Source organism: Janthinobacterium sp. J1-1 (assembly GCF_030944405.1).
Classification (GTDB): Bacteria; Pseudomonadota; Gammaproteobacteria; order Burkholderiales; family Burkholderiaceae_D; genus Janthinobacterium.
In genome coordinates, this window is sequence record NZ_CP132339.1 from 5070756 (window position 1) to 5096176 (window position 25421).

The window sequence follows — 25421 nt, forward strand, 5'->3', positions numbered from 1 at the left end:
AGACCACCGTGAAAGACGCCCCCATGCCGCCATCGCTCCCGCCCGATATCGAACGCCATCTGCAGTTGTTTGTCGCCGCCGCACAAAACGCCTTCGGTTCCGATCTCGCCGCCGTGGTGCTGTTCGGTTCGGCCGCCGACGGCCAGCTGCGCGCCACTTCCGATGTCAACCTGCTGCTCCTGCTCAAGCACTTCGCGCCTGCATCGGCCGATGCCCTGCGCGCGCCGCTGCGCATGGCGCATGCCGCCATCGACCTGCAGGTGATGTTCCTGCTCGAGAGCGAACTGGCCGACGCCGCCGACGCGTTTGCCGTCAAGTTCAGCGATATCGTCGCGCGTCACAGGGTGCTGCTGGGTAGCGATCCGTTCGCCAGCCTGCACACCAGCCGCGAGGCCGTGCTGCGGCGCTTGCGCCAGGTGCTGCTGAACCAGCAGCTGCGCATGCGCGAACGGTATCTACTGGTCAGCCTGCATGAAGAGCAACTGGCCGCCGCCATTGCCGATGCGGCCGGCCCCCTGCGCTCGGCCGCCGCCTCGCTGGCGCAGCTGGACGGCCACCCGCCGCTACCCGGCAAGCAGGCGCTCGAAGCATTTGTCGATACCTTGCAGGACCCGGCCCTGCACACCGCCTTGCAGACCATGTCGGCGGCACGGGAAACGGCGCGCCTGGCGCCGGGTCTGGCCCTGCCGGCGTTCACCGGCCTGATGACGATTACCGAACGTTTGCGCGACCATGCGGAGCAGCTGCGGTGACCGGCGCCAATCCCTTTTACTGGACCGGGCCATGGTTCCTGGCCGCCTACCTGGCCTTCGGCCTTGTCGTGTACTACGGCGTGCGCGAACTGCTGCTGCGCCAGGAGCTGCGCAATCCGCATGCGCAGCTGACCCTGGCCGACGACCCGTACCGCATCGCCTTTTTGCGCGGCGGCGCGCTCGAAGCGGTCAAAATCGCCGCCATCGTGCTGGTCGACCGCGGCCTGCTGCGCGCCGATGGGCCGCTGCTGGAAACCACCAGCGCCGACAGCCTGCGCTTTGCCGGCCATGACATCGAACGCGACGTGCTGCGGCTGTACCTGGGCCGTCAGGGCCACAGCAAGGAACTGGCGGTGCAGGCCGACGCTTTCCCGTCCTGCCAGGCTTATTTGCAATCGTTGACGCAGCAGGAGCTGCTGGTCGGCGCGCCGCTGCTGCGCCGACGCGAACGGGTCACCTGGGTCGCGCATTATGTGCTGCTGACGGTGGCCCTGGTCAAGGCCATCATCGCGGTCAGCACCGGGCATTACAACCTGCTGTTCCTGGCGATCATGACGGCCGTATTTCTGCTGAAGCTGCGCGGCCTGCGCACCCGCAACACCAGCTTCGCGGCGCAGCGGCTGCTGTCCGACCTGCGCATGCTGTTCAGCCGCCTGAACATGCGCTCGTCACGCCTGCAGGCCGGCAACGGCAGCGCGGACATGGCGCTGCTGGCCGCCATTTTCGGCATCGGCGCGCTGCCGCTGTCCGTCTATGCGTATGTGGCCGAGCTGTACCCGCTACCGCGCCAGACGTACAGCGGCGATTCGTCGTCCGGCAGCTCGGGCGACTCTTCGTCCGGTGGTGACAGCGGGGGTTCGTCCTGCGGCAGCGGCTGCGGTGGTTGCGGCGGTGGTGGCGGCTGTGGCAGCTGACCGCGTCGGGCTTGGCTGGCGCGGCGAACTGGCGGCGGGCATCCTGTCCAACCTGGCACAGATCGATGTGCTGGAAGTGATCGCCGACGATTATTACCGCGCCTCGCGCGCCGGCATGGATGCCCTGTGCAGCCTGGCGCGCCAGGTGCCAGTCAGCCTGCATGGAGTCGGCATGGGACTGGCGTCGACCATCCCGGCCGAGCCGCGCCGGCTGCACGCGATGGCGCGCCTGATGCAAACCGTGCAGGCAGAATCGTGGTCAGAACACCTGAGTTTCGTGCGCGCTGGCGGGATCGAGATCGGCCACCTGGCCGCGCCGCCGCGCACGCCAGCCAGCGCGACCGGCGCCGTGGCCAATATCGCGCTGGCCAGCCGCATCGTCGGCAGCGCGCCGCTGATGGAAAATATCGCCACCCTGGTCGAACCGCCGGCCAGCACCCTGGACGAAGCCGAATGGCTGGCGCAGATCATCGAGGGTGCGCAAGTGCCGCTGCTGCTCGACCTGCACAATCTGTATGCGAACGCCGTCAATGGCGGCCAGGACCCGCAAGCACTGCTGCTGCGCTTGCCGCTGGCCACGGTGGGCGCCGTGCACCTCAGCGGCGGCCACTGGATAGACGAACCGGGCGGCACGGGCCGTCGCCTGCTGGACGACCATCTGCACGACGTGCCGGCCGAAGTGTTTGAGTTACTGACGCTGCTGGCGCGCCATGCACCGCAGCCGCTGACGGTCATCCTTGAGCGCGACGGCAATTATCCGTCGTTCGAGCACGTGCTTGAGCAGCTGGCACTGGCGCGCGCCGCCTTGCGCGCAGGCAGAGCGGCATGAGTTCGCCGGCGCTGGAAGCCTACCTGGCGAAACTGTACACGGACGACGCGCTGCGCCAGGCGTTCCTGGACGCCCCGCAGACGCAGTCCGTGCTGCATGGTTTGTCGCCGCAGGAAGCCGAGGCGATGGCGGCGATCGACCGCATCGGGCTGCAGATGGCGGCCGCCAGTTTTCAGCACAAGCGCGCCGCGCATGGCGCACACGCCAAGCAACAGCAAGGCTGGTGGCGCCGGCTGCTGGAACGCTGGCGCTGAGCTGACCTCGACTACAACTGCCACATGCGCAGCGGCAGCAGCCCCCACCAGGCCAGCACCAGCAGCAATTGCAGCGCCGCCAGCAAAGGTATCCAGTCCAGTTTTTCCACCGTGCCGGTGCCGCGCGTGCGCCAGCAGCGGGCCAGGCCAAAGGCGATGGCCAGCGGCAGCGCGCCCGTCGCGATGGCGGCCAGCACGCTGGCAACCGTCACGTCGCCGAGGCGCATGAACGACTGCCACCAGAAGAACGGCAGCGGCAGCAACAGCGCCAGCAAGGACAGGAGCGGCGCGAACAAATGGTCGCGCCGGCCCAGCTTGCGGCCGGCGGCGCGCCACAGGCCCACCAGCAGCACGTACAGCAAGCCGATCACGCCCAGCGCCAGGCTGCCCCACAGCACCAGCATGCGCAACATCGACGCGCGTTCATAGCTGTGCAGGCCATCGCTGAGCACATGGCGGCCATCGGCCTGCAGCAGCACATGCGAGGGCGCGCTGCGGTCGCTGGCGCGAAACAGGAAGCCGCCGACCGGTTCGAGTTCCTTCGGTTCGCCCTGGAACGGGATCAGGAACAGCGAATCGCCATCCCATTTCACGCGCACGAAACCGAATACCGCGTCGAGCCAGGCCATGCTGGCCATCGGGCTCGGCGCCGGCACATACACGCCCTGCCAGTTTTCCACCGTCGGCGCCGGCGTGCCGTGCGCGGCCGGCGGGCGCAGCGGCAGCTCCAGGTCGCGCATCAGCAGGCGGTTGAAGCGCTCATAGTCGGCGCTTTCGGCATCGGTATTGAAGCCGATGAAGAACGCGCTTTTCTGCTCGGGATAAATGCACAGCATGGCGCGAAAACCGGCGGTGGTGCCGGGGTGGCATTCACCGACCACATTGTGGCGGTCGCGCACGGCCAGTACCAGGCCATGGCCGGTATCGAGCCCCGCTTGCGAGGCCTCGGTACCGTTTGGCCGCGACAGCATCTGCATCAGGGCCGGTGCGATGAATGGCGCCCCCTGCGCGCCGCCGTCGCCCAGCAGGAATTGCGCCAGCTTGCCCATGTCGTGCGCGGTGGTGGTCAGCTGGCCGGCCGGGCGCAAGTACATTGGCGTGGCCGCATGCGTGACGCCGTGCTCGAAGTGGCCCATGGCCAGGCGATCGTCCGCGCCAGGCTTCGCGCCGCTTTGCGTGACGAAGGCAAAGGTGCTGTCCTGCATGCCCAACGGCGCCAGCACCTGGGCATCCAGGTAGCGCTCATAGGGCTGGCCGGTGATTTTTTCGATCACCATGCCGAGGATGCCATAGCCCATGTTCGAATACGCATAGCGGCTGCCCGGACGGTCGCGCACGCGCAACAGATTGCCGCTGCCCTGGAAGGCTTGCGCCAGCGGCGTATCGGCCGCGGCATTGCTGCTGAAGGCCTGCCAGAAACGCACATTGTCCAGCCCCGAAGTATGGTCGAGCAAATGGCGGATGCGCACCGGATCGCTGCCCTGCCAGGGATTCTTGAGCTTGAGTTCGGGCAGCACCTGTGCCAGCGGCGTATCGAGCGCCAGCCTGTTTTCCGTCACCAGGCGCAGCACGCCCAGCGCCACGCCGACCTTGGCCACCGAGCCCACTTGCACTTTGCTGTCGGCCTGCATGGCGGCCTTGCTGGCGGCATTTTTGAGGCCAGCGGCACCGGTGCTGATCGCGCCATCGTCGCGCACCTCGCTCCACACGGCGCCGGCCAGCCCTTCTTCCTGCAGGCTGGCACCGATATCGCCGGCCAGGGCATCACCTGCGGCATGGGCCGAATGCGCCACGGCGCACAGCAGCAGCGCCTGGCAAGCGCGGCGCAGATAGCGCCCCAGGGTGCTCGAATTGTTTATATATTGCACTGATCGCACTCTCTTTCTTTGCATGGCGTACCTCCCTGGTCACTAGCTTGCTACAATCAAAACCTTTGCAAGCGAGGGAGCACACATGTCACAACAACTTATTCTGGATAACAATGTCCAACAAGCCAAGACCCTGGCCTGGTGGTTGTACCTGGTGCATGGCGCCAGCTTCGTGTTTTCGCTGGGCGCCTTGTCCTTCATTCCGCTGATCGTCAATTACCTGAAACAGGGCGAGTCGGCCGGCACTTTTGTACACAGCCATCACAGCTGGCAGATCCGCTCGTTCTGGTGGTACGTGTTCTGGGTCGTGGTCGGCGCCATCATGTGGGTCACCCTGATCGGCATCCCGGTGGCCCTGCTTGTGTGGGGCCTGGCCTGGCTGTGGAAGGCCTACCGGCTGGTGCGCGGCTTTATCGACCTGAACAACAATAATCCGATGCCGTAATCGTTTGCGCGGCAGGCCAGCCGGCCTGCCGCCGTCCATCGCCACCTACATCGCCGCGAACGCCTGTTCGATATCGGCAATCAGATCCTGCGGCGCTTCCAGTCCCACATTGAATCGTACCAACTGCCCAGCCGCTTGCCAGCCCTTGCGCATGGCGGCCATGCGATACGGCATCACGAGGCTGTTGGCACCACCCCAGCTGTAGCCGATCTTGAACAATTTCAAGGCGTCGACAAAGCGGTCGGTCTGCTGTTCCGTATAGCTGGCGTCGAACAGCACGGAAAACAAGCCACCCGCGCCCGTAAAGTCGCGTTGCCAGATGGCGTGGCCAGGGCAATCCTCGACAGCCGGGTGCAGCACGGTGGCAATTTCGCGGCGATCCTTGAGCCAGCCGGCCACCTTGCGCGCGCCCGCATCGTGCGCATCGAAACGCAGCTTCATGGTGGGCAGGCCGCGCAGCACCAGGTAGGCGTCGTCCGCCCCCACGCCCATGCCAAGGCGCATGTGGGCCAGCGCCAGCCGGTCGTGCAGGACCCGGTCGCGCGTGATCAAGGCGCCCATCAGCACGTCCGAGCCGCCGGACTGGTATTTGGTCAGCGCCTGCATGACGATGTCGGCGCCGAGGTCAAAACCACGCAAGGCCAGGCCGGCCGACCAGGTATTGTCCAGCGCCACCAGCACGCCGCGCGCATGGGCGGCGGCGCAAATGGCCGGCAAGTCCGGCACTTCCATGGTCACGGAACCGGGCGCTTCGGTCCAGATCAGTTTGGTATTCGGCTGTATCAGGCCGGCAATCCCGGCACCGACCAGCGGATCGTAATAGCGCGTGCTGATGCCAAAATCCTGCGACAGCCAGCGCCCCAGTTCACTATTCGGGTAATACACGTTTTCCGGCAGCAGCACGTCGTCGCCGCTTTTCAGCAGGGCAAAGTCGGCCATGGCGATCGCCGCCAGGCCCGACGGCGCCAGCAGGCAAAAATTGCCACCTTCGATGTCGGCCAGCCGCGCTTCCAGCGTAAAAGTGGTGGGCGTGCCGTGCAAGCCATAGGTATAGGCGTTCTTGTCCTTCCAGTTGCCCGAACGCATGGCCGCCACATCCTTGAACAGCACGGTGGACGCATGGTGGATGGCGTTGGGAAAGGCGGCAAAGCCTGGCGGCGCCTGGTAGTCGCTGTGGATCAGCGCGGTCTGCACGGATTTTTTTGTCGTCATGGCATGGGCAATAAAAAAAGGCGGCCCCGCACATTGCGAGTCCGCCTTGATTGTAAGGGCTAGCGCCCTTGCCTGCCGTACTGTTGTTACACCTGCTTACTCGGCCGCACCCCAGAGGTCGTGTGCATCGGCAGAAGTAATTTTGACATCAACGAACTGACCCACCGCCAGCTTGCGGTGCGGCTCATACGGCGGCTTGACATACACCACGCCATCGATTTCCGGCGCATCGGCGCTGGAACGGCCCACACCGCCGGTGCGGGTGACTTCGTCGATCAGCACGCGTACGGTCTTGCCGACCTTGGCTTGCAGGCGTTTTTTCGAGATTTCTTCCTGCAACAGCATCACGCGGCCACGGCGCTCTTCGCGCAGCTCTTCCGGCACAGGATTGGCGATGGCGTTGGCGGTCGCGCCTTCCACCGGCGAATAGGCGAAGCAGCCCAGGCGATCGATCTGCGCCTCCTTCAGGAAGTCCAGCAGGTATTCGAATTCCGCGTCCGTTTCGCCAGGGAAACCGGCGATAAAGGTCGAGCGGATGGTCAGGTCCGGGTTGATGGCGCGCCAAGCCTGGATGCGGTCCAGGTTTTTCTCGCCGCTGGCCGGGCGCTTCATGCGCTTGAGCACATCGGGATGCGCGTGCTGCATCGGAATGTCGAGGTAAGGCAGGATATGGCCGCCGCTCATCATCGGAATGATCTGGTCCACATGCGGGTATGGATAGACATAGTGCAGGCGCACCCAGGCGCCGTAGGACTTGGCCAGCTCGCCCAGCGCTTCGGTCAGCTGCGTCATATGGGTTTTCACGGGACGGCCGTTCCAGAAACCGGAGCGGAATTTCACGTCCACGCCATAGGCCGAGGTATCTTGCGAAATCACCAGCAATTCCTTGACGCCGGACTTGAACAGGTTTTCCGCTTCGATCATCAGCTCGCCGATCGGACGCGACACCAGGTCGCCGCGCATCGATGGAATGATGCAGAAGCTGCAACGGTGATTGCAGCCTTCGGAAATTTTCAGGTAGGCATAGTGCTTGGGCGTCAGCTTGACGCCTTGCGGCGGCACGAGGTCGAGGAAAGGCGCGTGCGGCTTTGGCAGGTGCAAGTGCACCGAATCCATCACTTCGGCCAGCGCGTGCGGGCCCGTCACGGACAACACTTTCGGGTGCACCTTCATGATGATGTCGTCGCCGGCAGCATCTTTCTTGGCGCCCAGGCAACCGGTGACGATCACTTTGCCGTTTTCGGCCAGCGCTTCGCCGATGGCGTCGAGCGACTCTTGCACGGCGGCATCGATAAAACCGCAGGTATTGACGATCACCAGATCGGCGCCCGCATAGGATTTCGCCGTTTCGTAGCCTTCGGCGCGCAGTTGGGTCAGGATTTGTTCGGAATCGACCAGCGCTTTCGGGCAGCCGAGCGAGACAAAGCCCACTTTCGGCGCCGCACCTGGCATGGCCAGCATGGCCTCTGGCTTGGCGGAAGGAACAGGAATACGGTGAATTTCAGACATAGTTGGCAGCTGGGAAATGGTGAGGCGAATCGGCTATTGTACCCCGAGCCGCCCCTTGCCTGCACAACTATGCTGCGAATACAACTACAAGGCGGCACAAACCGCCCTGGCCAGCCTATTTCTTGTCGGTCGGCGGCACCACCGGCGGCACGAACGGGAAGTTGCCGAACAGGCTTTTGCTCTGGTTTTGCATTTGCTCCTGCATCTGCACGAACAGGCTCTTGCTCTGGTCGATATAGTTATTCATCATGCCTTGCATCATGGGGCCCTGCACGTTCATGAACTGGGTCCACATTTCAGGGCTGAACGGCTTGCCTTCGAAGCTGCCGGCCGAGGTGCCTGTGAACTTGTGCTGGATATCGGTGAACGCTTGCACGTTCTTTTCCAGGTAGGAACCCATCATGCCCTGCATGGCGTGGCCATAGTAGCGGATGATTTGCGACAGCACGCCGCTCGAGAACATCGGCACGCCACTGGCCTCTTCTTCCAAGATGATCTGCAGCAGGATGCTGCGCGTCAGGTCTTCGCTGGATTTGGCATCGACCACCGTGAATTCTTCATTGTCCAGCACCAGCTGCTTGACGTCCGTCAGCGTGATGTAGGAACTGGTTTGGGTGTCGTACAGCCGGCGGTTAGGGTATTTTTTAATCAGGCGGTCTATACTTTTTTTTGCACTGCTCATCAGAAGTTCCACTTATTGCGCCGCAACGCATACTGAGTTGATCCGAAAAAAAAGCGAACGCGAGGTTCGCTTTCGCACCTGCCTACTTTTTGCATTATAGAGTGGAAAACGGCGACATTGCACATTCGGGCCGAAGTTTCCGGGTTTTATTGCAACGCAACTAAAAGTAGGTTCTTGACAAGGCCGGCGTCCATCCCGGCCTTACAGCCCCCGTGGCAGCCGCTCAGTCCGCCCTGACTTTCACGTAGCGGCCCGGCGCCGACTCGATCGACGGATAGCGCTTGTTGCCGGGCTTGGCGGGCGCTTTCACGTCCGCGCCGCCATGCTGAGCCAGGAAGGCGGCCCATTCCGGCCACCAGCTGCCCGCGTGTTCGGTCGCGCCGTCCATCCATTGCTCGGCGCTCAGGACCTTGGCCTTGGCGCGCGCCGAGGTCGGCTGGTCATTGCTCCAGTAGCTGCGTTTTTTCTTCGAGGCCGGATTGATCACGCCGGCGATATGGCCCGAGGCGCCCAGGATAAAGCGGTTGGCCTTCGGTTTTTTCGGGTTCAGCAGCGCCGTGCTGGCGTAAGCCGCGCCCCAGGGCACGATATGGTCTTCGCGCGAACCGTAGATGAAGGCCGGCGCGTCAATGCTGGAGAGGTCGACCTTTTCACCGGCTACCGTCAGCTTGCCCGGCACCTTCAGGCTGTTTTCCAGGTAGGTATTGCGCAAGTACCAGCAGAACATGGGGCCGGGCAAGCTGGTGCCGTCGCCATTCCAGTACAGCAAGTCAAACGCCGGTGGCTCCTTGCCTTTCAGATAGTTCGATTGCACGTAGTTCCATACCAGGTCGTTCGGACGCAGGCTGGAAAAGGTGCTGCCCAGGTCGCGTCCCGACATCAGCCCGCCCTTGGCCAGGGTCTGCTCGCGCAGCGCCACCTGCGGCTCGTCGATGAACACTTCCAGCGCGCCCGTGTCGCAGAAATCGAGGAAGGTCGTCAGCAGGGTCAGGCTGGCGGCCGGATCCTGCCCGCGCGCCTTCAGCACAGCCAGCGCGGTCGAGACGATGGTGCCGCCCACGCAAAAACCGAACATGTTCAGCTTTTCCTGGCCCGAGATATCCTGCGTGACCCCGATCGCCTCGATCACGCCCTGCTCCACGTAATCGTCCCAGGTGACGTGCTGCATGCTCATGTCGGCATTGCGCCACGACATCAAAAACACGGTATTGCCCTGCTCCACGGCATAGCGCACCAGCGAATTTTCAGGCTGCAAGTCAAGGATATAGAATTTATTGATGCATGGCGGCACCATCAGCAGCGGGCGCTGGTGTACTGTGGCGGTCGTCGGCGTGTACTGGATCAGCTGGAACAAGTCGTTTTCAAACACCACCGTGCCGGGGGTGGTGGCCACGTTGCGGCCCACCTCGAACGCCTTTTCGTCGGACTGCGAAATACGGCCCTTCTGCATGTCGGCCAGCATGTTCGTCAAGCCCTTGGCCAGGCTTTCGCCCTTGGTTTCGATCAGGGTTTGCTGCGCGTCCGGGTTGGTGGCCAGGAAATTGGCCGGCGACATGGCGTCGACGATCTGCTGCACCGCGAAGCGCAGCTTCTGTTTCTGGTGCGGCGTCGCGTCCACCGCTTCGGCCATCGAGGTCAGGAATTCGCCATTGAGCAGGTAGGCGGCGGCATTGAAGGCCGACAGCGGGCTGGCGTGCCAGGCCGGCGCGGCAAAACGGCGGTCCTTCACTTCGGGTACCTTGCCAGCCATAAAGTCGGTCCACAAGCCCGTCAATTTGGCCATATAGGCGTTTTTCAGTTGCTCGATCACTTCCGGCTTGATGCTGGCGCCCGCATCCTGCAAAATGCCGGCAAGCGGATTGCTTGCCGGCTGCGGCACCATGTTGAACCACGTCTTCCAATGGTTCGGGTCGCTGATCTGCGCCATCCACTCCTTGGTCATTGCTTGAGGATCGGGCATATTCATATGGTTAAGTCCATTCAAGAATTTAAAAAGTCGTCGCTACCTGGGCCCTGCATGCAAACTTTTACGGATAATCTTTACTGATGATGCTGATGACCGCCATCGCCTGGATCTACGTCGTCGGCCTGATGGCGCTGACGGAACCGTCGGTCGTCGCCGGCCTGATGACGTTTTTGCTGTACTGCGTGGTGCCGCTGTCGATCCTATTCTATCTGACGGGTTCGCGGCGGCGCAAACGCAAGGCACAGCGACTGGCAGAGACAGACGATAAAACAAAAACGGCAGACACATAAGTGTCTGCCGCTCTGGTGCGTCAAGCTTATTTGCGCCAGATCAAACTGGCCTGCCGTCCCGTGACGCCGTCGCGCCGGTACGAGTAAAACCGCGCGGCATCGCTGACGGTGCAATATTCGCCGCCCGCCACCTGCGTCACGCCCTCGCGCGCCAGCATCAAACGCCCCAGCGCGTAGAGATCGGCCAGGTATTTGTCCGGCTTGCCGGCGATCGCCTTGAACGCGTTTTGCAAGGCTTGCCGTTCCGCCGCATTCACGGCGCCATCGAGGAACGTTTGCAGCACATCCTGCCCCACTTCAAATTGCCGTGGACCGATGGCGGGCCCCAGCCAGGCCAGGATCTCGGTCGCGCCCCGCTCGCGCATGGTTTGCACCGTGCGCTGCAACACGCCGTTCGCCAGGCCGCGCCAGCCCGCATGGGCGGCGGCCACCACCTGGCCGTCGTTTGAACTGAACAGCACCGGCAGGCAATCGGCCGTCATCACCAGGCAGACCACGCCAGGCTCGGAAGCCACGCTGGCGTCGGCGTCCGGCACCCTCCCGGCCAGGCTGGCGGCATCCGCCACCGCCACACCATGCACCTGGTTCAGCCAGGCAGGCTGCGCCGGCAGCATTGACGCCAGCCGTGCCCGGTTCTGCGCCACGTGCGCGGCATCGTCGGCCACATGCACGCCCAGGTTCAGGCCGCCACCACCCTGCCCGTCATCATATGGCGCCAGGCTGACGCCGCGCGCGCGCGTGGTCGACAAGGCGCCCACGTTGGCGGGCAGGCCGGGCCAGTGCGGAACGATGGCGGGCAAGGCAGCCATCAGACCTGTTCCGGCTCGGGTATGCCGGCCGTGGCCAGCAGCTCGGCAAAGTCGTCGGCCACCGGCACGATCCACTCGCACGGCTTGCCGCTGCCCGGATGCACCAGGCCCAGGCGGCGCGCCTGCAGCGCCTGGCGCGGGAAGACCGACACCAGGTGCTGCTTGCCGTAGACGGCGTCGCCGACCAGCGCAAAGCCCAGGTGCTGCATGTGCACGCGGATCTGGTGGGTGCGGCCCGTTTCCAGACGGCACTGCATCAGGCTGACAGGACGGCGGTCCAGCTCACCGGTGTTCAGCAGCTCGTAGTGGGTGATCGCCGGCTTGGCCGTGAAATTTTCGGACACGGCCATCTTCACGCGGTCGCGCGGGTGGCGCGCGATTGAGGCGTCGATGGTGCCGGCCGGTTTCGGCGTGCCCCACACCAGCGCAAAATATTCGCGCTTGACGGTGCGCGCCTGCAACTGGCGCACCAGGTCGGTCTGCGAGGCCAGCGTTTTGCCGACCACCATCAGGCCGCTGGTATCCTTGTCCAGGCGGTGCACGATGCCGGCGCGCGGCACGCCGGCCAGTTGCGGGCAATGGTGCAGCAGGCCGTTGAGCAAGGTGCCCGACCAGTTGCCTGGTCCCGGATGCACCACCAGTCCGGCCGGTTTGTTGATGACGATGATATGCTCGTCTTCGTGCACGATGTTCAATTCCATCGCTTCAGGCTTAAAAGCCTCGTCTTCCGGCGCGCTTTGCGGCAGAATGACGATCTTTTCATCGCCATAGGCGGTCATATTGCGCTTGGCAACTTTTCCATCGACGGTGACGAATCCAGCCTCCACCCACAGCTGCAAGCGGCTGCGCGAGTACTGCGGCACCAGCTTGGAAATGACTTTGTCGAGGCGTTGGCCACAGGCGTCCGGCGTCAGTTCCAGTTCGATCGGGGCCATGTCGTCGATGATCTCGTCGGCGGCAAAATCACCGTCGAAGACGTCTTCGGCGTCATGTTCAGAAAGGGAGTCAAACACGGGGTCAGCCAAATTAGGCTTCGGAGTTAATATCACAGCATTCCCATCGGCTATAATCAGCCTATTGTAAAATCTTGGTTAAAACCTTCTTGCAAAACGTCATGCAAAAAAAATTATCGTTGGTAGTCGCTTCAGTCGTTCTGCTCGGCATGTCCGCTTGCAGCTTGTTGCCGGAAAAAGTGGATGAGACCAAAAACTGGTCTGTTACGAAATTATACTCGGAGGCGCGTGAAGAAATGTCCGGTCAGCACTATGAGGCTGCAATCGGACTGTTCCAGAAGCTGGAGGCTAACTACCCTTTCGGCAACTACGCTCTGCAAGCGCAGATGGAGATCGCTTACGCGTATTATAAGTCGGGAGACCAGGCGCAGGCACTGGCCGCTGTCGAACGCTTCATCAAGTTGCATCCTAACCACGCCAATGTGGATTATATGTACTACTTGCGGGGCCTGATCAGCTTTAATGACCAGATCGGTTTCCTGAACTTCCTGTACGAGCAGGATCCGACCGAACGCGATCCGAAAGCCACGCGCGAAGCGTTTGCGGCCTTCAAGCAGCTGGTCGACAAGTTCCCGAACAGCCAGTACACGCCCGATTCGCTGGCGCGCATGAACTACCTGATCGACGCCATGGCCAAGTACGAAGTCCATGTGGCGCGCTATTACTACCGCCGCGGCGCCTACCTGGCAGCGGCAAATCGCGCGCAAACCACCGTCAGCGACTTTGCCGCCTCGCCGGCGATCGAAGAAGCGCTGTTCATCATGTACCGCTCGTACGACAAGCTGGGCCTGACCGACCTGCGCGACGACACCCTGCGCGTGCTGACCAAGAACTACCCGACCACCGCCTTCCTCAGCCCTGAAGGGGTGAACAAGGAACGCAAGTGGTGGAAGTTCTGGCAGTAAGCAGCATCAAAAAAACCGGGCTCGCCCGGTTTTTTTTCTTACTCGGCAACTTTGCGCCGGAACACCCAGCTGCTGTCGTTGGACGCCTCCGGCACATAGGCATAGCCATCGACATCGAACTGCTTCAGTTGCTCGGGATCACGGATCTGATGCACGGCCGCGTAGCGCGCCAGCATGCCGCGCGCGCGCTTGGCGTAGAACGAGATGATTTTATACTTGCCGTTCTTCCAGTCCTCGAACACGGGCGCGATCACCGGCACCGTGAGCTGGCGCGGCCTGACCGATTTGAAGTATTCTTCCGACGCCAGGTTGACCAGCACCCTGGCTTTATTCTCGCTGGCGGTGCGGTTCAGGGCGTCGGTGATGGTGTCGCCCCAGAACGCGTACAGGTCCTTGCCGCGCACGGTCGACAGGCGCGTGCCCATTTCCAGCCGGTGCGGGTGAATCAGGTCCAGCGGACGCAGCAGGCCGTACAGGCCCGACAGAATGCGCACCTGCGACTGGGCATAGTCGAGCTGCGCAGGCTGCAGGGTGCGCGCCTCGAAACCGGCGTAGACGTCGCCATTGAAGGCCATGATGGCCTGGCGCGCTTCGGTCAGTTCTGGCGTCCACGAGGCGTAGCGCGCCACGTTGAGGCTGGACAAGGCGTCGGAAATGCCCATCAGGCTGCCCACCTCACTGGGCGAAAACTGGCGCATGCGCTCGATCAGCTGCGCGGAATGGTCGAGAAAATCGGGGGTGCTGTGCAACGAGGTGGTTGGCGGCGTCTCCAGGTCGAGACTCTTGGCGGGCGAAAGCACGATCAACATAATGTTCACTACAAAATAGAATTGCCGACATGATACCTGCTCCACAAAAACTCGTCCTCGACACCAATGTCTGCCTGGACCTGTTCGTCTTCAACGATCCACGCTGGGCCGGCTTGCTGGCCGCCATGGAAAGCGGCGCGGTGCAAGCCATCACGCGCGAAGATTGCCGCGCCGAATACCTGGTGGTCCTGCACTACAAGCACCTGCCGCTCGATGAAGCCAGCCGCGCGGTGGCCGCCGCCCGTTTCGACGCCCTGATCACGGTGGTGGCGCCAGCGGTGTCCGGCGTGCGCCTGCCGGTCTGCACCGACAAGGATGACCAGAAATTCCTGGAACTGGCGCGCGACGCCAGCGCGGATGTCTTGATCACCAAGGACAAGGCGCTGCTGAAACTGGCGCGCAAGACGGCCAGGGCCGGCATGTTCAAGATCATGGTGCCGGAAGGCTGGCATGCTGCGCTAGAATAAGCAACGTTTCCACTTCCGCACAACCATGAATCCATCTTCGCATCCCATCCTGACCCCGGTCCTGCAAACCCGCCTGCCCGCTGTCGGCACGACCGTATTTACCCGCATGTCGGCCCTGGCGGCCCAGCACGGCGCCGTCAACCTGGGCCAGGGCTTTCCCGACTTCGCCTGCGAACCGGCACTGGTCGAGGCCGTCAGCGAGGCTATGCGCGCCGGCCACAACCAGTACCCGCCGATGACGGGCGCGGCGCCCTTGCGCGAGGCGATTGCCGCCAAGATCGCCAGCCTGTACGGCCATGAATACGACGCCGCCACCGAGATCACGGTCACGGCCGGCGCCACCCAGGCGCTGACCACGGCCATTCTGTGCTGCGTGCACCCGGGCGACGAAGTCATCGTCATCGAACCGGCCTACGATAGTTACCTGCCGGCCATCGCGCTGGCCGGCGGCATACCGGTACTGGTCGCCATGGAAGTGGACGAGCGCGGCTACAGCGTGCCGTGGGACAAGCTGGCGGCGGCCGTCAGCGCGCAAACGCGCCTGATCATCATCAACACGCCGCACAACCCCACCGGTACCATTTTGCGCGCCGCCGACATCGAGAAACTGGCCGAGATCGTGCGCGGCACGCAGATTTTATTGCTGTCCGATGAAGTGTATGAACACATGGTGTACGACGGCGTGCCGCACGCCTCCTTGAGCCGCCACGCGGAACTGGCGGCGCGCGCGTTTATCGTTTCCAGCTTCGGCAAGACCTATCACGTGACGGGCTGGAAGGTCGGCTATGTGGCCGCGCCGTCGACCATGACGGCGGAGTTCCGCAAGGTGCACCAGTACAATGTATTTACCGTCAATACGCCGATGCAGCACGGCCTGGCCAGCTACATGATGGATCCGCAGCCGTATCTGCAACTGCCCGCGTTCTACCAGCGCAAGCGCGACCTGTTCCGCGCCGGCCTGGCCGGCAGCCGCTTCGAACTGTTGCCAGCCGACGGCACCTACTTTCAATGCGTGAAATATGCCGCCATCTCGCAGGACAGCGAGGCGCAGTTCGCCGAGTGGCTTACCACCGAACTGAAGGTGGCGGCGATTCCCGTCTCGGCGTTCTACGCGCAGGCAAAAGAGTCGGGCATCGTGCGCTTCTGCTTTGCCAAGAAGGACGAGACGCTGAACCTGGCTTTGGAGCGGCTGCGGACGATTTGAGCTAGTAGCAACAAGCAACGACGAGAATGTAATCATAGCGGATGTGTCACAATGCAGAGCAAGCAAAGCTCGATCCTTGCCCATCATTATCAAGCTGATTGTTGAAATCCACACAATCCCGTGAATTCGTCAAGCAAATTGTAAAAAACCTTGCGGGAACTACCTTAATGGTAAATACTAGCCTTCTCATGCACGAAAATCCATACGTCCGAGCACGCCCCAAACTTCCTTGGCCACCACCACAGCATGGCGACGATCAGATGCATACACGTTTGATCGATGGGAAAATCTGGGATTTGATGTCTATACGGCAACTAGCTCAGCAGGTTATCAACGGGGATGGCTCTTCGCTTAAAGCGATTACCAAAGATTGCAGAAGCGATATGCAGCGATTGCAGATGGACGATCAGTACGCGGCTAGGTTGTTGCTTTTACTTAATGAAAAAGATCATTATATAAACTCCAGATGGTGCCATACTGGCGCAAACATACCGAACAAGCCTGCCGTGGGATGGGTACCATGTGACGCTTATAAAGTAGCTGTTGAGGACGATTACGACAGCGGCGAGACACTAACAATTACCTATTACATCAAGTTCTGTTTGAGCCCATCTGGCTTGATGGTATTACTGATATCACTCCATGAATCCGATAAGGACACCCCATATGACTGTTAATGAAATTTGCCCGATTTGCTGCGAAGGGCATCTTATCAAGTCAAAAACCTCGACTCAACTTACCGTCAAGTCCACGGAGATAAATGTTGAGCAATCCGGCCACGCTTGTAATGTTTGCGGAACTGAAATCGCAACTGCCGATGATTTGAGATTTAATGCACGCGTTTGCAGGGAAGCCCAGTTACATGCGACTGGACGCATGACCGGCACTGACATCAAAGCATTGCGGTCAAAATTGCATATCTCCCACAAACTGGCTGGACAACTTTTTGGCGGCGGTCCAGTAGCCTTTTGCAAATACGAAAACCACGAGATTTCGCCAACTGATGCGATGGATAATCTTTTGTGGATCGCTGATATGTTTCCTTCTGTTGTTAATGCCTTAGCTGAACGACATCAAATTACCATTCCCAATGTACAACCCGCAGCTCCGCAAATAAAATTGGATATAAGTGCACTTGATGAAAAAATTGTGCCTGAATACATGGCAAATGCTGCCGTGAGAACTAATAGTGGCTACAAAATGTGGGAGCATGTCCCCATCAATATGCATCAATTCCAGCATGCATCAAATGAAATGACCGTTAACTTTGAATCTGCGATCGCAGCCTGATTATGAATATTGCCCCCCTGCAACCAAGAGGAATTATCTTCGAAGAAGTATCAATAAAAGTTGCACCCGACCAAAATAACAACCTTTTCTTCGCTGATCAATTTGATTTTGGTGGAGTAAATATTAGATGCGATGTTGGTCATGTACAAGTAAAAGACGATCATGGTAATGTTTCCGAAAACAGTTTTTTAGTGGGAGTCGATCTTTTCATCACTAATGAAATAGGAAAAAGAGCACCTTACTCCATTCATGTTGGCGCGAAGGGTTTCTTTGATTGGGTTGGGGTCAAGAAGGAGCCTGCAGAGATGTTAGATCTCATTGTGGTGAATGGTGCAAGCATGATCTACGGTTCAATCCGAGAAATGATCTCAAACGTGACATCACGTTCGATGGCGGGCCCGCTCCTTTTGCCAAGCCTCAGCTTTATTGACAGTAAACCCTCACTGCAGAAATCAGGGCGCAGTTAGCTGGGCAGTGAATGAAAGCTTTGTCGGGCATGGCCAGATATCCGAATGATCTGATAGACAGACATACTACATAGCAAAACACAAGGGACAAAAACAAACCCAAGCAGTTACATTTAATTTTTCGTGACTGTTCAGTTGCTATGGTAGCTGTACTAAGGCTGGGCGGCTGCTTCGCGGTTAGCCCTTCATGGCCGCAAGAATACGTTTCGAAGGGCGCTCTGCGCACTATCGTTGATATTTTCAGGCGCTGCGGTACTGCGTGCCTCCCAACAAATTCTTCTTCCACAACTCTCCCAGGCTGTAGTCGCTCAGCCATTCAGAAAATGCGTTGCCGTCCGGCCGATTGAAGGCAGAGGCTCCACCGCGCTTGTCGACCACGATCAGGTCTTCGACGTCAAATTCGTTGACCAATTCCACGGATTGTGTCGATACGATCAACTGATGATGCTGGGTTGCCGACTTGATCAGGCCGGCGAGCACCGTGATGGCAAACGGATGCAGGCCCAGCTCCGGCTCGTCGATCAGGACGGCCTTGGGCATGAATTCCTCCGGCTGCAACAAGACGGTCGCCAGGCAGATGAAGCGCAGCGTGCCATCGGACAAGGCGCTGGCTGAAAACGGTTCATCTTGTCCTTGCTCCGTCCATTCAAGCTGTATCCGCTCTTTGTTATCGACCGTGGGACGCAGCAGAAAGTCGCCGAAAAACGGTGCGACCAGGCGGATCGCCTTGACGATGCGTAAGTAGTGTTCGGCATGATGATTCTTCAACCGCCACAAAAATGCCGCGAGATTACGGGCATCGTCGCGCAGGAATGCATTGTCGCTGATGCCGTGAATCTGCTTGACCAAGGCGGTACTGCTGGTGTCATGGAAATGGTACAGGCGCCAGCTGAGCATCGCCGGAACAACGTGTCCCCAGATGGGGCCGTGTATGCCACGCTCCTTGTACAGCGTTTCAAAATGGCCAGAACCGGGATGCCAGTCGCCGTGCTGATTCCACCAGAGTGCCTCGGTATAAAACATCAGGCGGTTATCCTGGGTTGGCCGCAGGCTGAAACGATAGACATTGTTACCAAAATACAGCTCCGCCCGAAGCTCTTCGGTTTTCTTGCGTCCGAAGTGCAATACGGCGTCCGGTCCACCGGCCTGTCCCACAGCAACCTGCAATTGCTGCTCCAGAATACGATTAATCAAGCGGAAGAAACCGATGAAATTGGATTTGCCGGCACCATTGGCGCCAATCAGCACATTCAGGCGCCCCAGTTCCAGATCGCATTCCGCGATGGACTTGTAGCCGCGCAGGACCAGGCGAGAAATCTGGTCGGTATCGTTGACTTTTTTTATCATGTTCCTATCCCGTTCATGATGACAGTATAGCCGTTACCCGCACGCCGACAACAGGACGCCGCGGCCAGGTCAATCCGCGATCATAATTGCTCGCCAGTAAAGCAACTGGTCGCTACACTACGCCCATGACCGGAAAAACCACCTTGCTCCAGGGCTGGCGCTCGCTATGGGAGCTGCGCCCGCATCATGATGTTTCGCTTGCCGCGCGCCTGCTGGTGGCGTCGCTGATCGCCATCGCCCTGGCGCTGGGCCTGATGGCCTTTGTCGCGATTTTCGGCCGGGTCGACCGGCCGGGCTGGTGGTGGGCTTCCCTGCTGCCCAATATCGGCATCTGCCTGTGCATCGTGCATACCCTGTTCGGCGTGCTGCGTCTGGCCGAGCGGGTGCTGCCGGCGCCGCTGGTCGCACGCATGTCGGAGGTGCGCGATATCCGCGCCGGCATGGCCTTGAGTTCCCTGTCACTGGCGGCGATCATCCTCGGCATGACCATCGGCTTTACCATCGTGCCCGCGCTGGTGGGCTTCAATGTGTGGGGCATGTTCATCTCGCTGCCGGCCGCGCTGACCAAGTTTGCCGTCTTTATCCTGTTCGTGCTGGGCGTCAACTGGGCCTGGTGGCGTTCGCGCCTGCGCCAGCAGCAACTGCTGGGCGAAGTGACGCAGGCCCGCTTGCGCCTGCTGCAGGGACAGATCGAGCCGCACCTGCTGTTCAACACCCTGGCCAATATCCAGAGCCTGATGGACTACGATCCGCCGCGCGCCAAGCGGATGCTCGAAACCTTTTCCAGCTATCTGCGCAGCAGCCTGTCGCAGCTGCGCCAGGGCGACAGCACACTGGAGGCGGAACTCGATATGGCGGGACAATACCTGTCGCTGCTGCAGATCCGCATGGAAGACCGGCTGCGCATGCGCGGCCACGCCGGCGAGTTGCCGGTCAGCCGCGCTTTCGTGCATCTGTTCAAGGCCATGTAGACGGCGCCGGCTTACCATCCGTCGCGCTGGCTGTCGATTCGTCGCACGGCGGCTGCGCGCGTCGATGCCGTCGGCGATGCTGGCGTTTTCATTGCTGGAGACGCCCATGTTCAAATTCCTCACGATCGCCCTGGTCTGCATCGGCGCCGCCGGCGCCGCACACTGCGCGCCGCAGATCGACACCATCGCCGGCCGCCAGGTGGAATCAATGACCGTGCTCCATCCCTCGTCGCAGAACATCGTCGTGTTCGAAGGCGGCTCGCGCGGCACCATCGCCAAGTGGGGCACGGTGCCGGAACGGCTTGCTGCCGAGACGTCGGTGTTCGTGTATAACCGGCCCGGCTATGGCAACAGCGAGGCGGCCACCACGCCGCGCGACGGCCTGACCATCGTCGAGGAACTGCGCGCCCTGCTGCGCCACCAGGGCTTGCCGCCGCCCTATGTGCTGGTCGGCCATTCCCTGGGCGGCCTGTACATGCAGCTGTTCGCCAGGGCCTATCCGCAGGAGGTAAAAGGGCTGGTGCTGATCGATTCGCTCTACCCTCGCATGATCAAGAAGACGCAGGATTTCCCCTTATGGAGCCGCCTCGCCGGCCAGCTGGCGTTTTCGCGCCCGGTGTGGCGCGAAATCGAGCAGATCGACGAGACGGGCGAGATGATCTTGCGCCTGCCCGGCATCGACGACAAGCCGATCGTGCGGCTGGTGAATCAACCGGCATCGAACACCGCGATCGCGGTCGACTTCGGCGCCTTCCGGATGGACCAGGCAACGCGGGACGCGGTGCGCTCCCTGTATCCGAAGGCCACCAGGATCGTCGCCGATTCCAGCCACCAGATGCCTTTGACCTCGCCCGAGATCGTGCTCGACGCGATACGGCGGGTGCTGCCGGCGGCCGGCCAATGAGCTGCCGTCAAGCGCAGGCAGACTGGTAGCACTCCGGCTGCCGGCCATGCAGTTCGGCATAGCGGCGCATGATTTCGTCGCGTGGCAGCGGTGTGCCTTGCGCCAGGCGCTCGATATGAGGGATCAGCCAGGATGACTGCGTGATGTCGAAATGCGCCCGCCATGCCGGCAGCAGCGCGTCGACGGCGGATACGGCACAGCCGGCGGCGCCATGGCCGACGCCTTCGCTGAACGTGACGGGATGCGGCACCGGCTCGAAACAGAGGTCGATATCGAATGGCCAGGGAAAGTTCGCCGCATGCGGCAGCGGCTTGGTGCCATGCGCCAGATTGAAGTACAGGGCCATGGCTAATCGATCAGTTTGTTGTGTTTTGAGGTCGCTGCCAGGCGCAGCGGCTACGAACGATCCGGCTTGCGCGCCACCGGCACCCTGCTTTGTTTCGCCAGCAAATATAGCCCAAGAAGCTCAAGCCCGAAACAGGCGCCCAGCCAGAGGCCGTGCACCAGATCGCTGTCGATCAGGGCTGGATGCTGCACATGCAGCATGATCTGATAAGCGGACATGCCGAGCAGGCCGCCGAAGACCAGGATGCGGGCGCGCAGTTGCGGGGAGGTTTTTCATGGGATGCCCTGTCAAGTATCAGTCGGTGACTGCCAGAATACACGCTATCGACGCCTCTTTACAATATCTCTCGACACACCGTGCAGCTTGTCTTTACTTGCCAGCCGCCAGCTGCACCAGCTTGCGCTCGACAAAGGCCTGCAACTGCGGCGACAGGGTCTGCAAACCTTTCGCCCGCTCGAATGCCGCGCGCGCCGGCGCCGGTTGATTATCGGCCTGCAAGGCGATCCCCAGGCCCATCCACCAGACGCTGTTGTCGGGCGCCGCCTGCAAGGCCAGTTGGTATTGTTCGGCCGCTTCGCGGTAGCGCTGTTCGCGCTGCAGCACGCCGGCCAGGAAGGCGCGGTAATCGAGATGGTCGCCCGCGAACGGCAGGCTGCGCTTGAGGGTGTCGAGCGCGGCCGCGCCGCCACCGTTTTTATCGAGCTGCAAACGGGCCAGCATCATCGCCTGCGCCGGCTGTTTCGGGTCCAGCGCCAGGCTTTGCTGCAACTGGCGCATGGCTTCATCGGGCCGCTGCGCTTCGAGCAGCAGGCGCACCAGCGTTTCGCGCGCGCCCTGGTGGCGCGGATCGCGCTGCAAGGTGCGCTGCAAGCCGTTCATCGCGTCGTCCAGGCGGCCATCCTGCAAGTCGCCAAGTGCGCGGCGATAAGTATTGTCGATGCTTTGCTGGGGCGTGACCTGCTTGCCCTCGATGATTTTTTCTCTGGCGGCCGGGACCGGGACCGGCTTGACGGCGCGCGCCGGCGCCGCCTCGGCCATGCGGCGCAATTCATGCTGGCGCAACTTTTCCACTGCCTTTTTCTCATGGACGACGGGCGGCGCGGCGGGCGCCGCCACGAATGCAGGCTCAGGTTCGGCAACCGCCGCCGCGACAGGAACGGCCACCGGTTCAGGAACCGGCGCCGGAACCGGGACCGGCGCAGCAACTGGCACAGCAACCGGGACCGGGACCGGAACCGGGGCCTGCGCCACATTCACCAGCACCGGCGGCACGTCCGGCCGCTTCAGGTAGAGCCAGCCCAGGGCAATGGCGATCGCCGTCAGGCCGGCCGCGCCGCCGAACACCGCCGCGCGCGGCAGGCCGCGCTCGCGTTCCGGCACCGAGCGGATGCCGCCCGTGTCAGGGCCCTGGCCGGGTGTGCTGCGGGCATCGAGATCTTGCAACATCTTGTTAATCAGGCTCATCTACAATCTCGTCTTCATCGGTTCAGTAAGGTCCAGCTCAGGGTGCAGGCGGCGGCCAGTACGCCGGCGCCGGCCAGCCACGGCCAGCGCGCGCGCCAGGGTGTTCTGCTGGCCACCGTATCGCTGGCGGCCAGCGTCACGTGGCCGCGGCTGACCTGCTGGCGCCCTTCGCCATACGCCACCATCAGCGACTTGTGCGCCATGATATTGACCAGGCGCGGAATGCCGCCGCTGGCGCCGTACAGCCGCGCCACCGCGCCCCGGCTGAACAGGCGCGCACCGTCGAAACCGGCCACGCGCAGGCGGTGCGCCACATAGAACTCGACATCATCGCGCGACAGCGGTCCCAGGTGGTAGTGAAAGGTGATGCGCTGGGCCAATTGCCGGATTTCCGGCCGCGCCAGCTTGTCGTCGAGTTCCGGCTGGCCGAACAGCACGATCTGCAGCAGCTTGCGCTTTTCCGTTTCCAGGTTGGTCAACAGGCGCAGCGCCTCCAGGCTGTCGACCGGAATCGCCTGCGCTTCATCGAGGCACAGCAGCACCTGCTTGCCCTGCGCCGCCAGGTTCAGCAAACGCAGGTTGATCGATTTCAACAGCTGGTGCTGGTCTGCCTCTTTCGGCAACAGCACCGCCAGTTCGTCGGCCAGCGCCAGGATCAGGGCATGCGGCGGCAGGTTGGGATTCGGAATATAGGCGGTGACAAAGCCGGGCCCGAGCGACTGCATGAACTTGCGGCATAAAAACGTCTTGCCGGTACCCACTTCGCCGGTAATCTTGATAAAGCCCTCGCCATTGCGCGCCGCCACCAGCAGGGTGTTGAGCGCCTTTTGCGACTGCGGGCCATTGAAAAAGAAACTGGTATCGGGCGTGAGGCCGAACGGCGCCTCGCGCAAGCCGAAATGGGCCTGGTACATTTAGCGCCGCTCCGCCGGCCGGCGCGGGTCGAGCGCCTCGATGCGCTTGCCCGAATCGAGCAGATCCTCGTTCCAGCTGTTGGCGCCTTCGACGATGGTCGGCTTGATCAGCACCACCAGTTCGCGCTTCTGGACGGTCTGGCCGGTATTGCGGAACAGCGCGCCGAGCAGCGGCACATTGCCGGCGCCCGGCACTTGCGAGCGGTCATTGGTGGTCGACTGGCGCATCAGGCCGCCGATCGCCACGATGCGGCCGTCCTGGCTGCGCACCATGCTGTCCATCTCGGAGGTGCTGGAGGCTGCCAGCGGCAGTTTCAACGATCCCGCGCTGCCCAGGTCGACATCCTTGGTGACGGTGGTGACCTGGCTGACGGACGGGTGCACATGCAGGATGATATTGCCGCTTTCGTCGATCTGCGGCGTCACGTCGAGCACCACGCCGGAAAAGAAGGGCTGCAAGGTGACATTCGGGCTGGAGGTGTTGCCGCCGGTGGTGCCGGTCGAGGTGACGGTGGTGCTGACACCGGTGACGAAAAACTCGTCGGTGCCGATCTTCAGTACGGCTTTCTGGTTGTTCATGGTGGCGATGCGCGGGCTCGACAGCACATGCACGCTGCCTTGCGATTCCAGGAAGGAAATCATGGCGGCGAAATTGCTGGTCTGCAGCGCCAGGCCGAACATCGAGCCGGCCGCGTTGGCAGCCGAACTGAGGCCGAAGCCGGTGCTGGCCGCAAGACCGCTGGCGCCATTGGTGATCGTCGGCGGCTGGCCGCCGGCGAATGGCAGCGGCGCCAGGCTGCTGCCCGGCGCCAGGAAACCGGTCGAAATGCGGTTCGTGTGGCCGCTCTTGATGGAGGCGAACGAGGCCCAGTTCACACCCGTCTGGAAGTTGTCGTTCAGTTCCACTTCGATGATCTTCGCTTCCAGGATCACCTGGCGGTCGACCGACAACTGGGTCGCCTTCAGATACGCGTCGACATTGCGCAACTCTTCCGGCATGGCGCGCACCACCACCACGCCCGACTGCGGGCTCAGCACCACCTTGCGGCCATCGGCGTTGCCGCCGACGATGGCGACCAGCGACTCCTTGAGTTCCTTCCAGAAATCGCTGTCGGAACTCATGCTGACGTTGGCGCTGTCCTGCACCTGCCCGCCCTGTCCCGGCTGGCCCGGTTGCGGCTGGGGCTGCGACTGGCTGTTGCCGCTGCCCGAACTCTGGCCGCTGGTGCTGGTGCCGGCACTGTTGACGGACGTCGACGAAACGCGCAGGTTGGAGCTGCCCTTGCGGTTGCCGGTCAGGTAATTGACCTGGAACATGCGCGTCTGCATGGTCAGCGGGCGGATCGAAATGCGCGTGCCCTCGACCTTGTAATCGTAGCCATACATCTCGCGCACGGCGTCGAGCGCCTCGAACAGGGTCACGTCCTTCAGGTTGGCCGAGACATTGCCCTGCACATCAGGGTGGACCAGAATGTTGTAGCGGGTACCGGTGGCGATCGAATTATAGAACTGGCGCGCCGAGACATTGTTGAAAGCCACGTTGAAGCGTTCGTCGAGCACCGCGCGCGCTTTCGGCAACTGGGTGGCCAGGGTGGCGACGGGCGGCAGCAGGGCGTTGTCGACCGCCTCCGATTGGGTAGCGGCGTTGGTGGTGGCGCTGGCGGTCGCCACTTGCGCCTTGATCGCGTCATAGGTATCGCGCTGGGCCGGTGCGACACAGGCGCACAGGCTGGCGGACAGGCCCAGCGCCGCGGCCATTCTGGTTAACTTGAGCATGCTCGCCTTGTCTT

28 protein-coding genes are annotated in these 25421 nt (G+C 61.8%); 14 read left to right on the plus strand and 14 right to left on the minus strand.

Features of this window, described 5'->3' with window-relative positions:
• Nucleotides 1-23: 23 nt before the first annotated feature.
• Genes Q8L25_RS23160 through Q8L25_RS23175 form a run of 4 tightly spaced genes read left to right on the plus strand, consistent with a single transcriptional unit; the run spans nt 24 to nt 2749 of the window.
• Nucleotides 24-752, plus strand: a complete 729-nt coding sequence (locus Q8L25_RS23160; RefSeq protein ID WP_308921641.1) for a hypothetical protein — start codon at nt 24-26, stop codon at nt 750-752.
• Nucleotides 749-1666: a TIGR04222 domain-containing membrane protein gene (locus tag Q8L25_RS23165; RefSeq protein ID WP_308921642.1), complete on the plus strand. Its 918-nt coding sequence runs from the start codon at nt 749-751 to the stop codon at nt 1664-1666. The genes Q8L25_RS23160 and Q8L25_RS23165 overlap by 4 nt, the downstream gene beginning before the upstream one ends.
• Nucleotides 1656-2495, plus strand: a complete 840-nt coding sequence (locus Q8L25_RS23170) for a DUF692 family multinuclear iron-containing protein (RefSeq protein WP_308921643.1) — start codon at nt 1656-1658, stop codon at nt 2493-2495. The genes Q8L25_RS23165 and Q8L25_RS23170 overlap by 11 nt, the downstream gene beginning before the upstream one ends.
• On the plus strand, nt 2492-2749 hold the full coding sequence (locus Q8L25_RS23175; RefSeq protein ID WP_308921644.1) for a hypothetical protein: 258 nt from the start codon (nt 2492-2494) through the stop codon (nt 2747-2749). Before Q8L25_RS23170 ends, Q8L25_RS23175 begins: the two co-directional genes overlap by 4 nt.
• A gap of 11 nt (nt 2750-2760) precedes the next feature.
• Here the strand turns inward: Q8L25_RS23175 and Q8L25_RS23180 are convergent, their stop codons facing one another.
• Entirely contained in the window at nt 2761-4617 is a 1857-nt protein-coding gene (locus Q8L25_RS23180) for a serine hydrolase domain-containing protein (protein WP_308921645.1), read from the minus strand.
• Nucleotides 4618-4702: 85 nt separating this feature from the next.
• On the opposite strand from Q8L25_RS23180, the gene Q8L25_RS23185 reads away from it, so the two are divergent.
• On the plus strand, nt 4703-5062 hold the full coding sequence (locus Q8L25_RS23185) for a hypothetical protein (protein WP_308921646.1): 360 nt from the start codon (nt 4703-4705) through the stop codon (nt 5060-5062).
• Between the two features lie 45 nt (nt 5063-5107).
• Here the strand turns inward: Q8L25_RS23185 and Q8L25_RS23190 are convergent, their stop codons facing one another.
• From Q8L25_RS23190 to phaC, 4 genes are all read right to left on the minus strand, one after another.
• Nucleotides 5108-6274: a cystathionine beta-lyase gene (locus tag Q8L25_RS23190; protein ID WP_308921647.1), complete on the minus strand. Its 1167-nt coding sequence runs from the start codon at nt 6272-6274 to the stop codon at nt 5108-5110.
• A gap of 96 nt (nt 6275-6370) precedes the next feature.
• Nucleotides 6371-7726, minus strand: coding sequence for a 30S ribosomal protein S12 methylthiotransferase RimO (gene rimO, locus Q8L25_RS23195; RefSeq protein ID WP_308925783.1), 1356 nt, complete (start codon nt 7724-7726; stop codon nt 6371-6373).
• A 172-nt stretch (nt 7727-7898) separates the two neighbouring features.
• Nucleotides 7899-8465, minus strand: a complete 567-nt coding sequence (phaR, locus tag Q8L25_RS23200) for a polyhydroxyalkanoate synthesis repressor PhaR (protein ID WP_094445143.1) — start codon at nt 8463-8465, stop codon at nt 7899-7901.
• A 223-nt stretch (nt 8466-8688) separates the two neighbouring features.
• Complete coding sequence (gene phaC / locus Q8L25_RS23205; RefSeq protein ID WP_308921648.1) at nt 8689-10431, minus strand: class I poly(R)-hydroxyalkanoic acid synthase; 1743 nt, start codon at nt 10429-10431, stop codon at nt 8689-8691.
• A gap of 80 nt (nt 10432-10511) precedes the next feature.
• Between phaC and Q8L25_RS23210 the strand changes: the two genes are divergently transcribed.
• Nucleotides 10512-10721, plus strand: a complete 210-nt coding sequence (locus Q8L25_RS23210; protein ID WP_374694195.1) for a hypothetical protein — start codon at nt 10512-10514, stop codon at nt 10719-10721.
• A gap of 26 nt (nt 10722-10747) precedes the next feature.
• Here the strand turns inward: Q8L25_RS23210 and pgeF are convergent, their stop codons facing one another.
• Both pgeF and Q8L25_RS23220 read right to left on the minus strand, forming a co-directional pair.
• The gene (gene pgeF / locus Q8L25_RS23215) at nt 10748-11530 is read right to left on the minus strand and encodes a peptidoglycan editing factor PgeF (protein ID WP_308921649.1); all 783 of its coding nucleotides are present in this window, start codon (nt 11528-11530) and stop codon (nt 10748-10750) included.
• Nucleotides 11530-12543: an RluA family pseudouridine synthase gene (locus Q8L25_RS23220; RefSeq protein ID WP_308921650.1), complete on the minus strand. Its 1014-nt coding sequence runs from the start codon at nt 12541-12543 to the stop codon at nt 11530-11532. Before Q8L25_RS23220 ends, pgeF begins: the two co-directional genes overlap by 1 nt.
• A 101-nt stretch (nt 12544-12644) precedes the next feature.
• Between Q8L25_RS23220 and Q8L25_RS23225 the strand changes: the two genes are divergently transcribed.
• A complete protein-coding gene (locus Q8L25_RS23225; protein ID WP_308921651.1) occupies nt 12645-13448 on the plus strand; it encodes an outer membrane protein assembly factor BamD in 804 nt (267 codons plus the stop codon).
• Between the two features lie 38 nt (nt 13449-13486).
• Here Q8L25_RS23225 and yaaA read toward each other — a convergent pair whose 3' ends face one another.
• A complete protein-coding gene (gene yaaA, locus Q8L25_RS23230; RefSeq protein WP_308921652.1) occupies nt 13487-14257 on the minus strand; it encodes a peroxide stress protein YaaA in 771 nt (256 codons plus the stop codon).
• A gap of 29 nt (nt 14258-14286) precedes the next feature.
• Here yaaA and Q8L25_RS23235 point away from each other — a divergent pair, with 29 nt between their 5' ends.
• From Q8L25_RS23235 to Q8L25_RS23255, 5 genes are all read left to right on the plus strand, one after another.
• Entirely contained in the window at nt 14287-14724 is a 438-nt protein-coding gene (locus tag Q8L25_RS23235) for a putative toxin-antitoxin system toxin component, PIN family (protein ID WP_308921653.1), read from the plus strand.
• Between the two features lie 25 nt (nt 14725-14749).
• Entirely contained in the window at nt 14750-15928 is a 1179-nt protein-coding gene (locus tag Q8L25_RS23240; protein WP_308921654.1) for a pyridoxal phosphate-dependent aminotransferase, read from the plus strand.
• A 101-nt stretch (nt 15929-16029) separates the two neighbouring features.
• Nucleotides 16030-16605: a hypothetical protein gene (locus Q8L25_RS23245; RefSeq protein WP_308921655.1), complete on the plus strand. Its 576-nt coding sequence runs from the start codon at nt 16030-16032 to the stop codon at nt 16603-16605.
• The gene (locus Q8L25_RS23250) at nt 16595-17218 is read left to right on the plus strand and encodes a type II toxin-antitoxin system MqsA family antitoxin (protein WP_308921656.1); all 624 of its coding nucleotides are present in this window, start codon (nt 16595-16597) and stop codon (nt 17216-17218) included. Before Q8L25_RS23245 ends, Q8L25_RS23250 begins: the two co-directional genes overlap by 11 nt.
• A gap of 2 nt (nt 17219-17220) precedes the next feature.
• Nucleotides 17221-17685, plus strand: coding sequence for a hypothetical protein (locus tag Q8L25_RS23255; protein WP_308921657.1), 465 nt, complete (start codon nt 17221-17223; stop codon nt 17683-17685).
• Nucleotides 17686-17925: 240 nt separating this feature from the next.
• Here the strand turns inward: Q8L25_RS23255 and Q8L25_RS23260 are convergent, their stop codons facing one another.
• On the minus strand, nt 17926-19032 hold the full coding sequence (locus Q8L25_RS23260; RefSeq protein WP_308921658.1) for an AAA family ATPase: 1107 nt from the start codon (nt 19030-19032) through the stop codon (nt 17926-17928).
• A gap of 125 nt (nt 19033-19157) precedes the next feature.
• Between Q8L25_RS23260 and Q8L25_RS23265 the strand changes: the two genes are divergently transcribed.
• Nucleotides 19158-20003, plus strand: coding sequence for a histidine kinase (locus Q8L25_RS23265; protein ID WP_308921659.1), 846 nt, complete (start codon nt 19158-19160; stop codon nt 20001-20003).
• 106 nt (nt 20004-20109) lie between these two features.
• Nucleotides 20110-20907: an alpha/beta hydrolase gene (locus Q8L25_RS23270; RefSeq protein ID WP_308921660.1), complete on the plus strand. Its 798-nt coding sequence runs from the start codon at nt 20110-20112 to the stop codon at nt 20905-20907.
• A gap of 7 nt (nt 20908-20914) precedes the next feature.
• Here Q8L25_RS23270 and Q8L25_RS23275 read toward each other — a convergent pair whose 3' ends face one another.
• The 5 genes from Q8L25_RS23275 to mshL all read right to left on the minus strand — a co-directional run bounded on the left by Q8L25_RS23275 (nt 20915) and on the right by mshL (nt 25407).
• Nucleotides 20915-21253: a hypothetical protein gene (locus tag Q8L25_RS23275; protein WP_308921661.1), complete on the minus strand. Its 339-nt coding sequence runs from the start codon at nt 21251-21253 to the stop codon at nt 20915-20917.
• A 50-nt stretch (nt 21254-21303) separates the two neighbouring features.
• Complete coding sequence (locus tag Q8L25_RS23280; protein WP_308921662.1) at nt 21304-21471, minus strand: hypothetical protein; 168 nt, start codon at nt 21469-21471, stop codon at nt 21304-21306.
• 151 nt (nt 21472-21622) lie between these two features.
• Nucleotides 21623-22717 carry a tetratricopeptide repeat protein gene (locus tag Q8L25_RS23285; protein ID WP_308921663.1) on the minus strand — a complete coding sequence of 365 codons (1095 nt, stop codon included), beginning with the start codon at nt 22715-22717 and terminating at the stop codon, nt 21623-21625.
• Nucleotides 22718-22731: 14 nt separating this feature from the next.
• Entirely contained in the window at nt 22732-23631 is a 900-nt protein-coding gene (locus Q8L25_RS23290; RefSeq protein ID WP_308921664.1) for an AAA family ATPase, read from the minus strand.
• The gene (gene mshL / locus Q8L25_RS23295) at nt 23632-25407 is read right to left on the minus strand and encodes a pilus (MSHA type) biogenesis protein MshL (RefSeq protein ID WP_308921665.1); all 1776 of its coding nucleotides are present in this window, start codon (nt 25405-25407) and stop codon (nt 23632-23634) included.
• Between the last annotated feature and the right edge of the window lie 14 nt (nt 25408-25421).

Excerpts from the sequence above, each read along its gene's own strand:
- Q8L25_RS23160 (WP_308921641.1), top strand. The coding sequence starts at position 24 with ATGCCGCCATCGCTCCCGCCCGATATCGAACGCCATCTGCAGTTGTTT.
- Q8L25_RS23175 (WP_308921644.1), top strand. The coding sequence starts at position 2,492 with ATGAGTTCGCCGGCGCTGGAAGCCTACCTGGCGAAACTGTACACGGAC.
- Q8L25_RS23185 (WP_308921646.1), top strand. The coding sequence starts at position 4,703 with ATGTCACAACAACTTATTCTGGATAACAATGTCCAACAAGCCAAGACC.
- Q8L25_RS23190 (WP_308921647.1), bottom strand. The coding sequence starts at position 6,274 with ATGACGACAAAAAAATCCGTGCAGACCGCGCTGATCCACAGCGACTAC.
- rimO (WP_308925783.1), bottom strand. The coding sequence starts at position 7,726 with ATGCCAGGTGCGGCGCCGAAAGTGGGCTTTGTCTCGCTCGGCTGCCCG.
- phaR (WP_094445143.1), bottom strand. The coding sequence starts at position 8,465 with ATGAGCAGTGCAAAAAAAAGTATAGACCGCCTGATTAAAAAATACCCT.
- phaC (WP_308921648.1), bottom strand. The coding sequence starts at position 10,431 with ATGAATATGCCCGATCCTCAAGCAATGACCAAGGAGTGGATGGCGCAG.
- Q8L25_RS23210 (WP_374694195.1), top strand. The coding sequence starts at position 10,512 with ATGATGCTGATGACCGCCATCGCCTGGATCTACGTCGTCGGCCTGATG.
- pgeF (WP_308921649.1), bottom strand. The coding sequence starts at position 11,530 with ATGGCTGCCTTGCCCGCCATCGTTCCGCACTGGCCCGGCCTGCCCGCC.
- Q8L25_RS23225 (WP_308921651.1), top strand. The coding sequence starts at position 12,645 with ATGCAAAAAAAATTATCGTTGGTAGTCGCTTCAGTCGTTCTGCTCGGC.
- yaaA (WP_308921652.1), bottom strand. The coding sequence starts at position 14,257 with ATGTTGATCGTGCTTTCGCCCGCCAAGAGTCTCGACCTGGAGACGCCG.
- Q8L25_RS23235 (WP_308921653.1), top strand. The coding sequence starts at position 14,287 with ATGATACCTGCTCCACAAAAACTCGTCCTCGACACCAATGTCTGCCTG.
- Q8L25_RS23240 (WP_308921654.1), top strand. The coding sequence starts at position 14,750 with ATGAATCCATCTTCGCATCCCATCCTGACCCCGGTCCTGCAAACCCGC.
- Q8L25_RS23250 (WP_308921656.1), top strand. The coding sequence starts at position 16,595 with ATGACTGTTAATGAAATTTGCCCGATTTGCTGCGAAGGGCATCTTATC.
- Q8L25_RS23255 (WP_308921657.1), top strand. The coding sequence starts at position 17,221 with ATGAATATTGCCCCCCTGCAACCAAGAGGAATTATCTTCGAAGAAGTA.
- Q8L25_RS23260 (WP_308921658.1), bottom strand. The coding sequence starts at position 19,032 with ATGATAAAAAAAGTCAACGATACCGACCAGATTTCTCGCCTGGTCCTG.
- Q8L25_RS23265 (WP_308921659.1), top strand. The coding sequence starts at position 19,158 with ATGACCGGAAAAACCACCTTGCTCCAGGGCTGGCGCTCGCTATGGGAG.
- Q8L25_RS23270 (WP_308921660.1), top strand. The coding sequence starts at position 20,110 with ATGTTCAAATTCCTCACGATCGCCCTGGTCTGCATCGGCGCCGCCGGC.
- Q8L25_RS23275 (WP_308921661.1), bottom strand. The coding sequence starts at position 21,253 with ATGGCCCTGTACTTCAATCTGGCGCATGGCACCAAGCCGCTGCCGCAT.
- Q8L25_RS23280 (WP_308921662.1), bottom strand. The coding sequence starts at position 21,471 with ATGTCCGCTTATCAGATCATGCTGCATGTGCAGCATCCAGCCCTGATC.
- Q8L25_RS23285 (WP_308921663.1), bottom strand. The coding sequence starts at position 22,717 with ATGAGCCTGATTAACAAGATGTTGCAAGATCTCGATGCCCGCAGCACA.
- Q8L25_RS23290 (WP_308921664.1), bottom strand. The coding sequence starts at position 23,631 with ATGTACCAGGCCCATTTCGGCTTGCGCGAGGCGCCGTTCGGCCTCACG.
- mshL (WP_308921665.1), bottom strand. The coding sequence starts at position 25,407 with ATGCTCAAGTTAACCAGAATGGCCGCGGCGCTGGGCCTGTCCGCCAGC.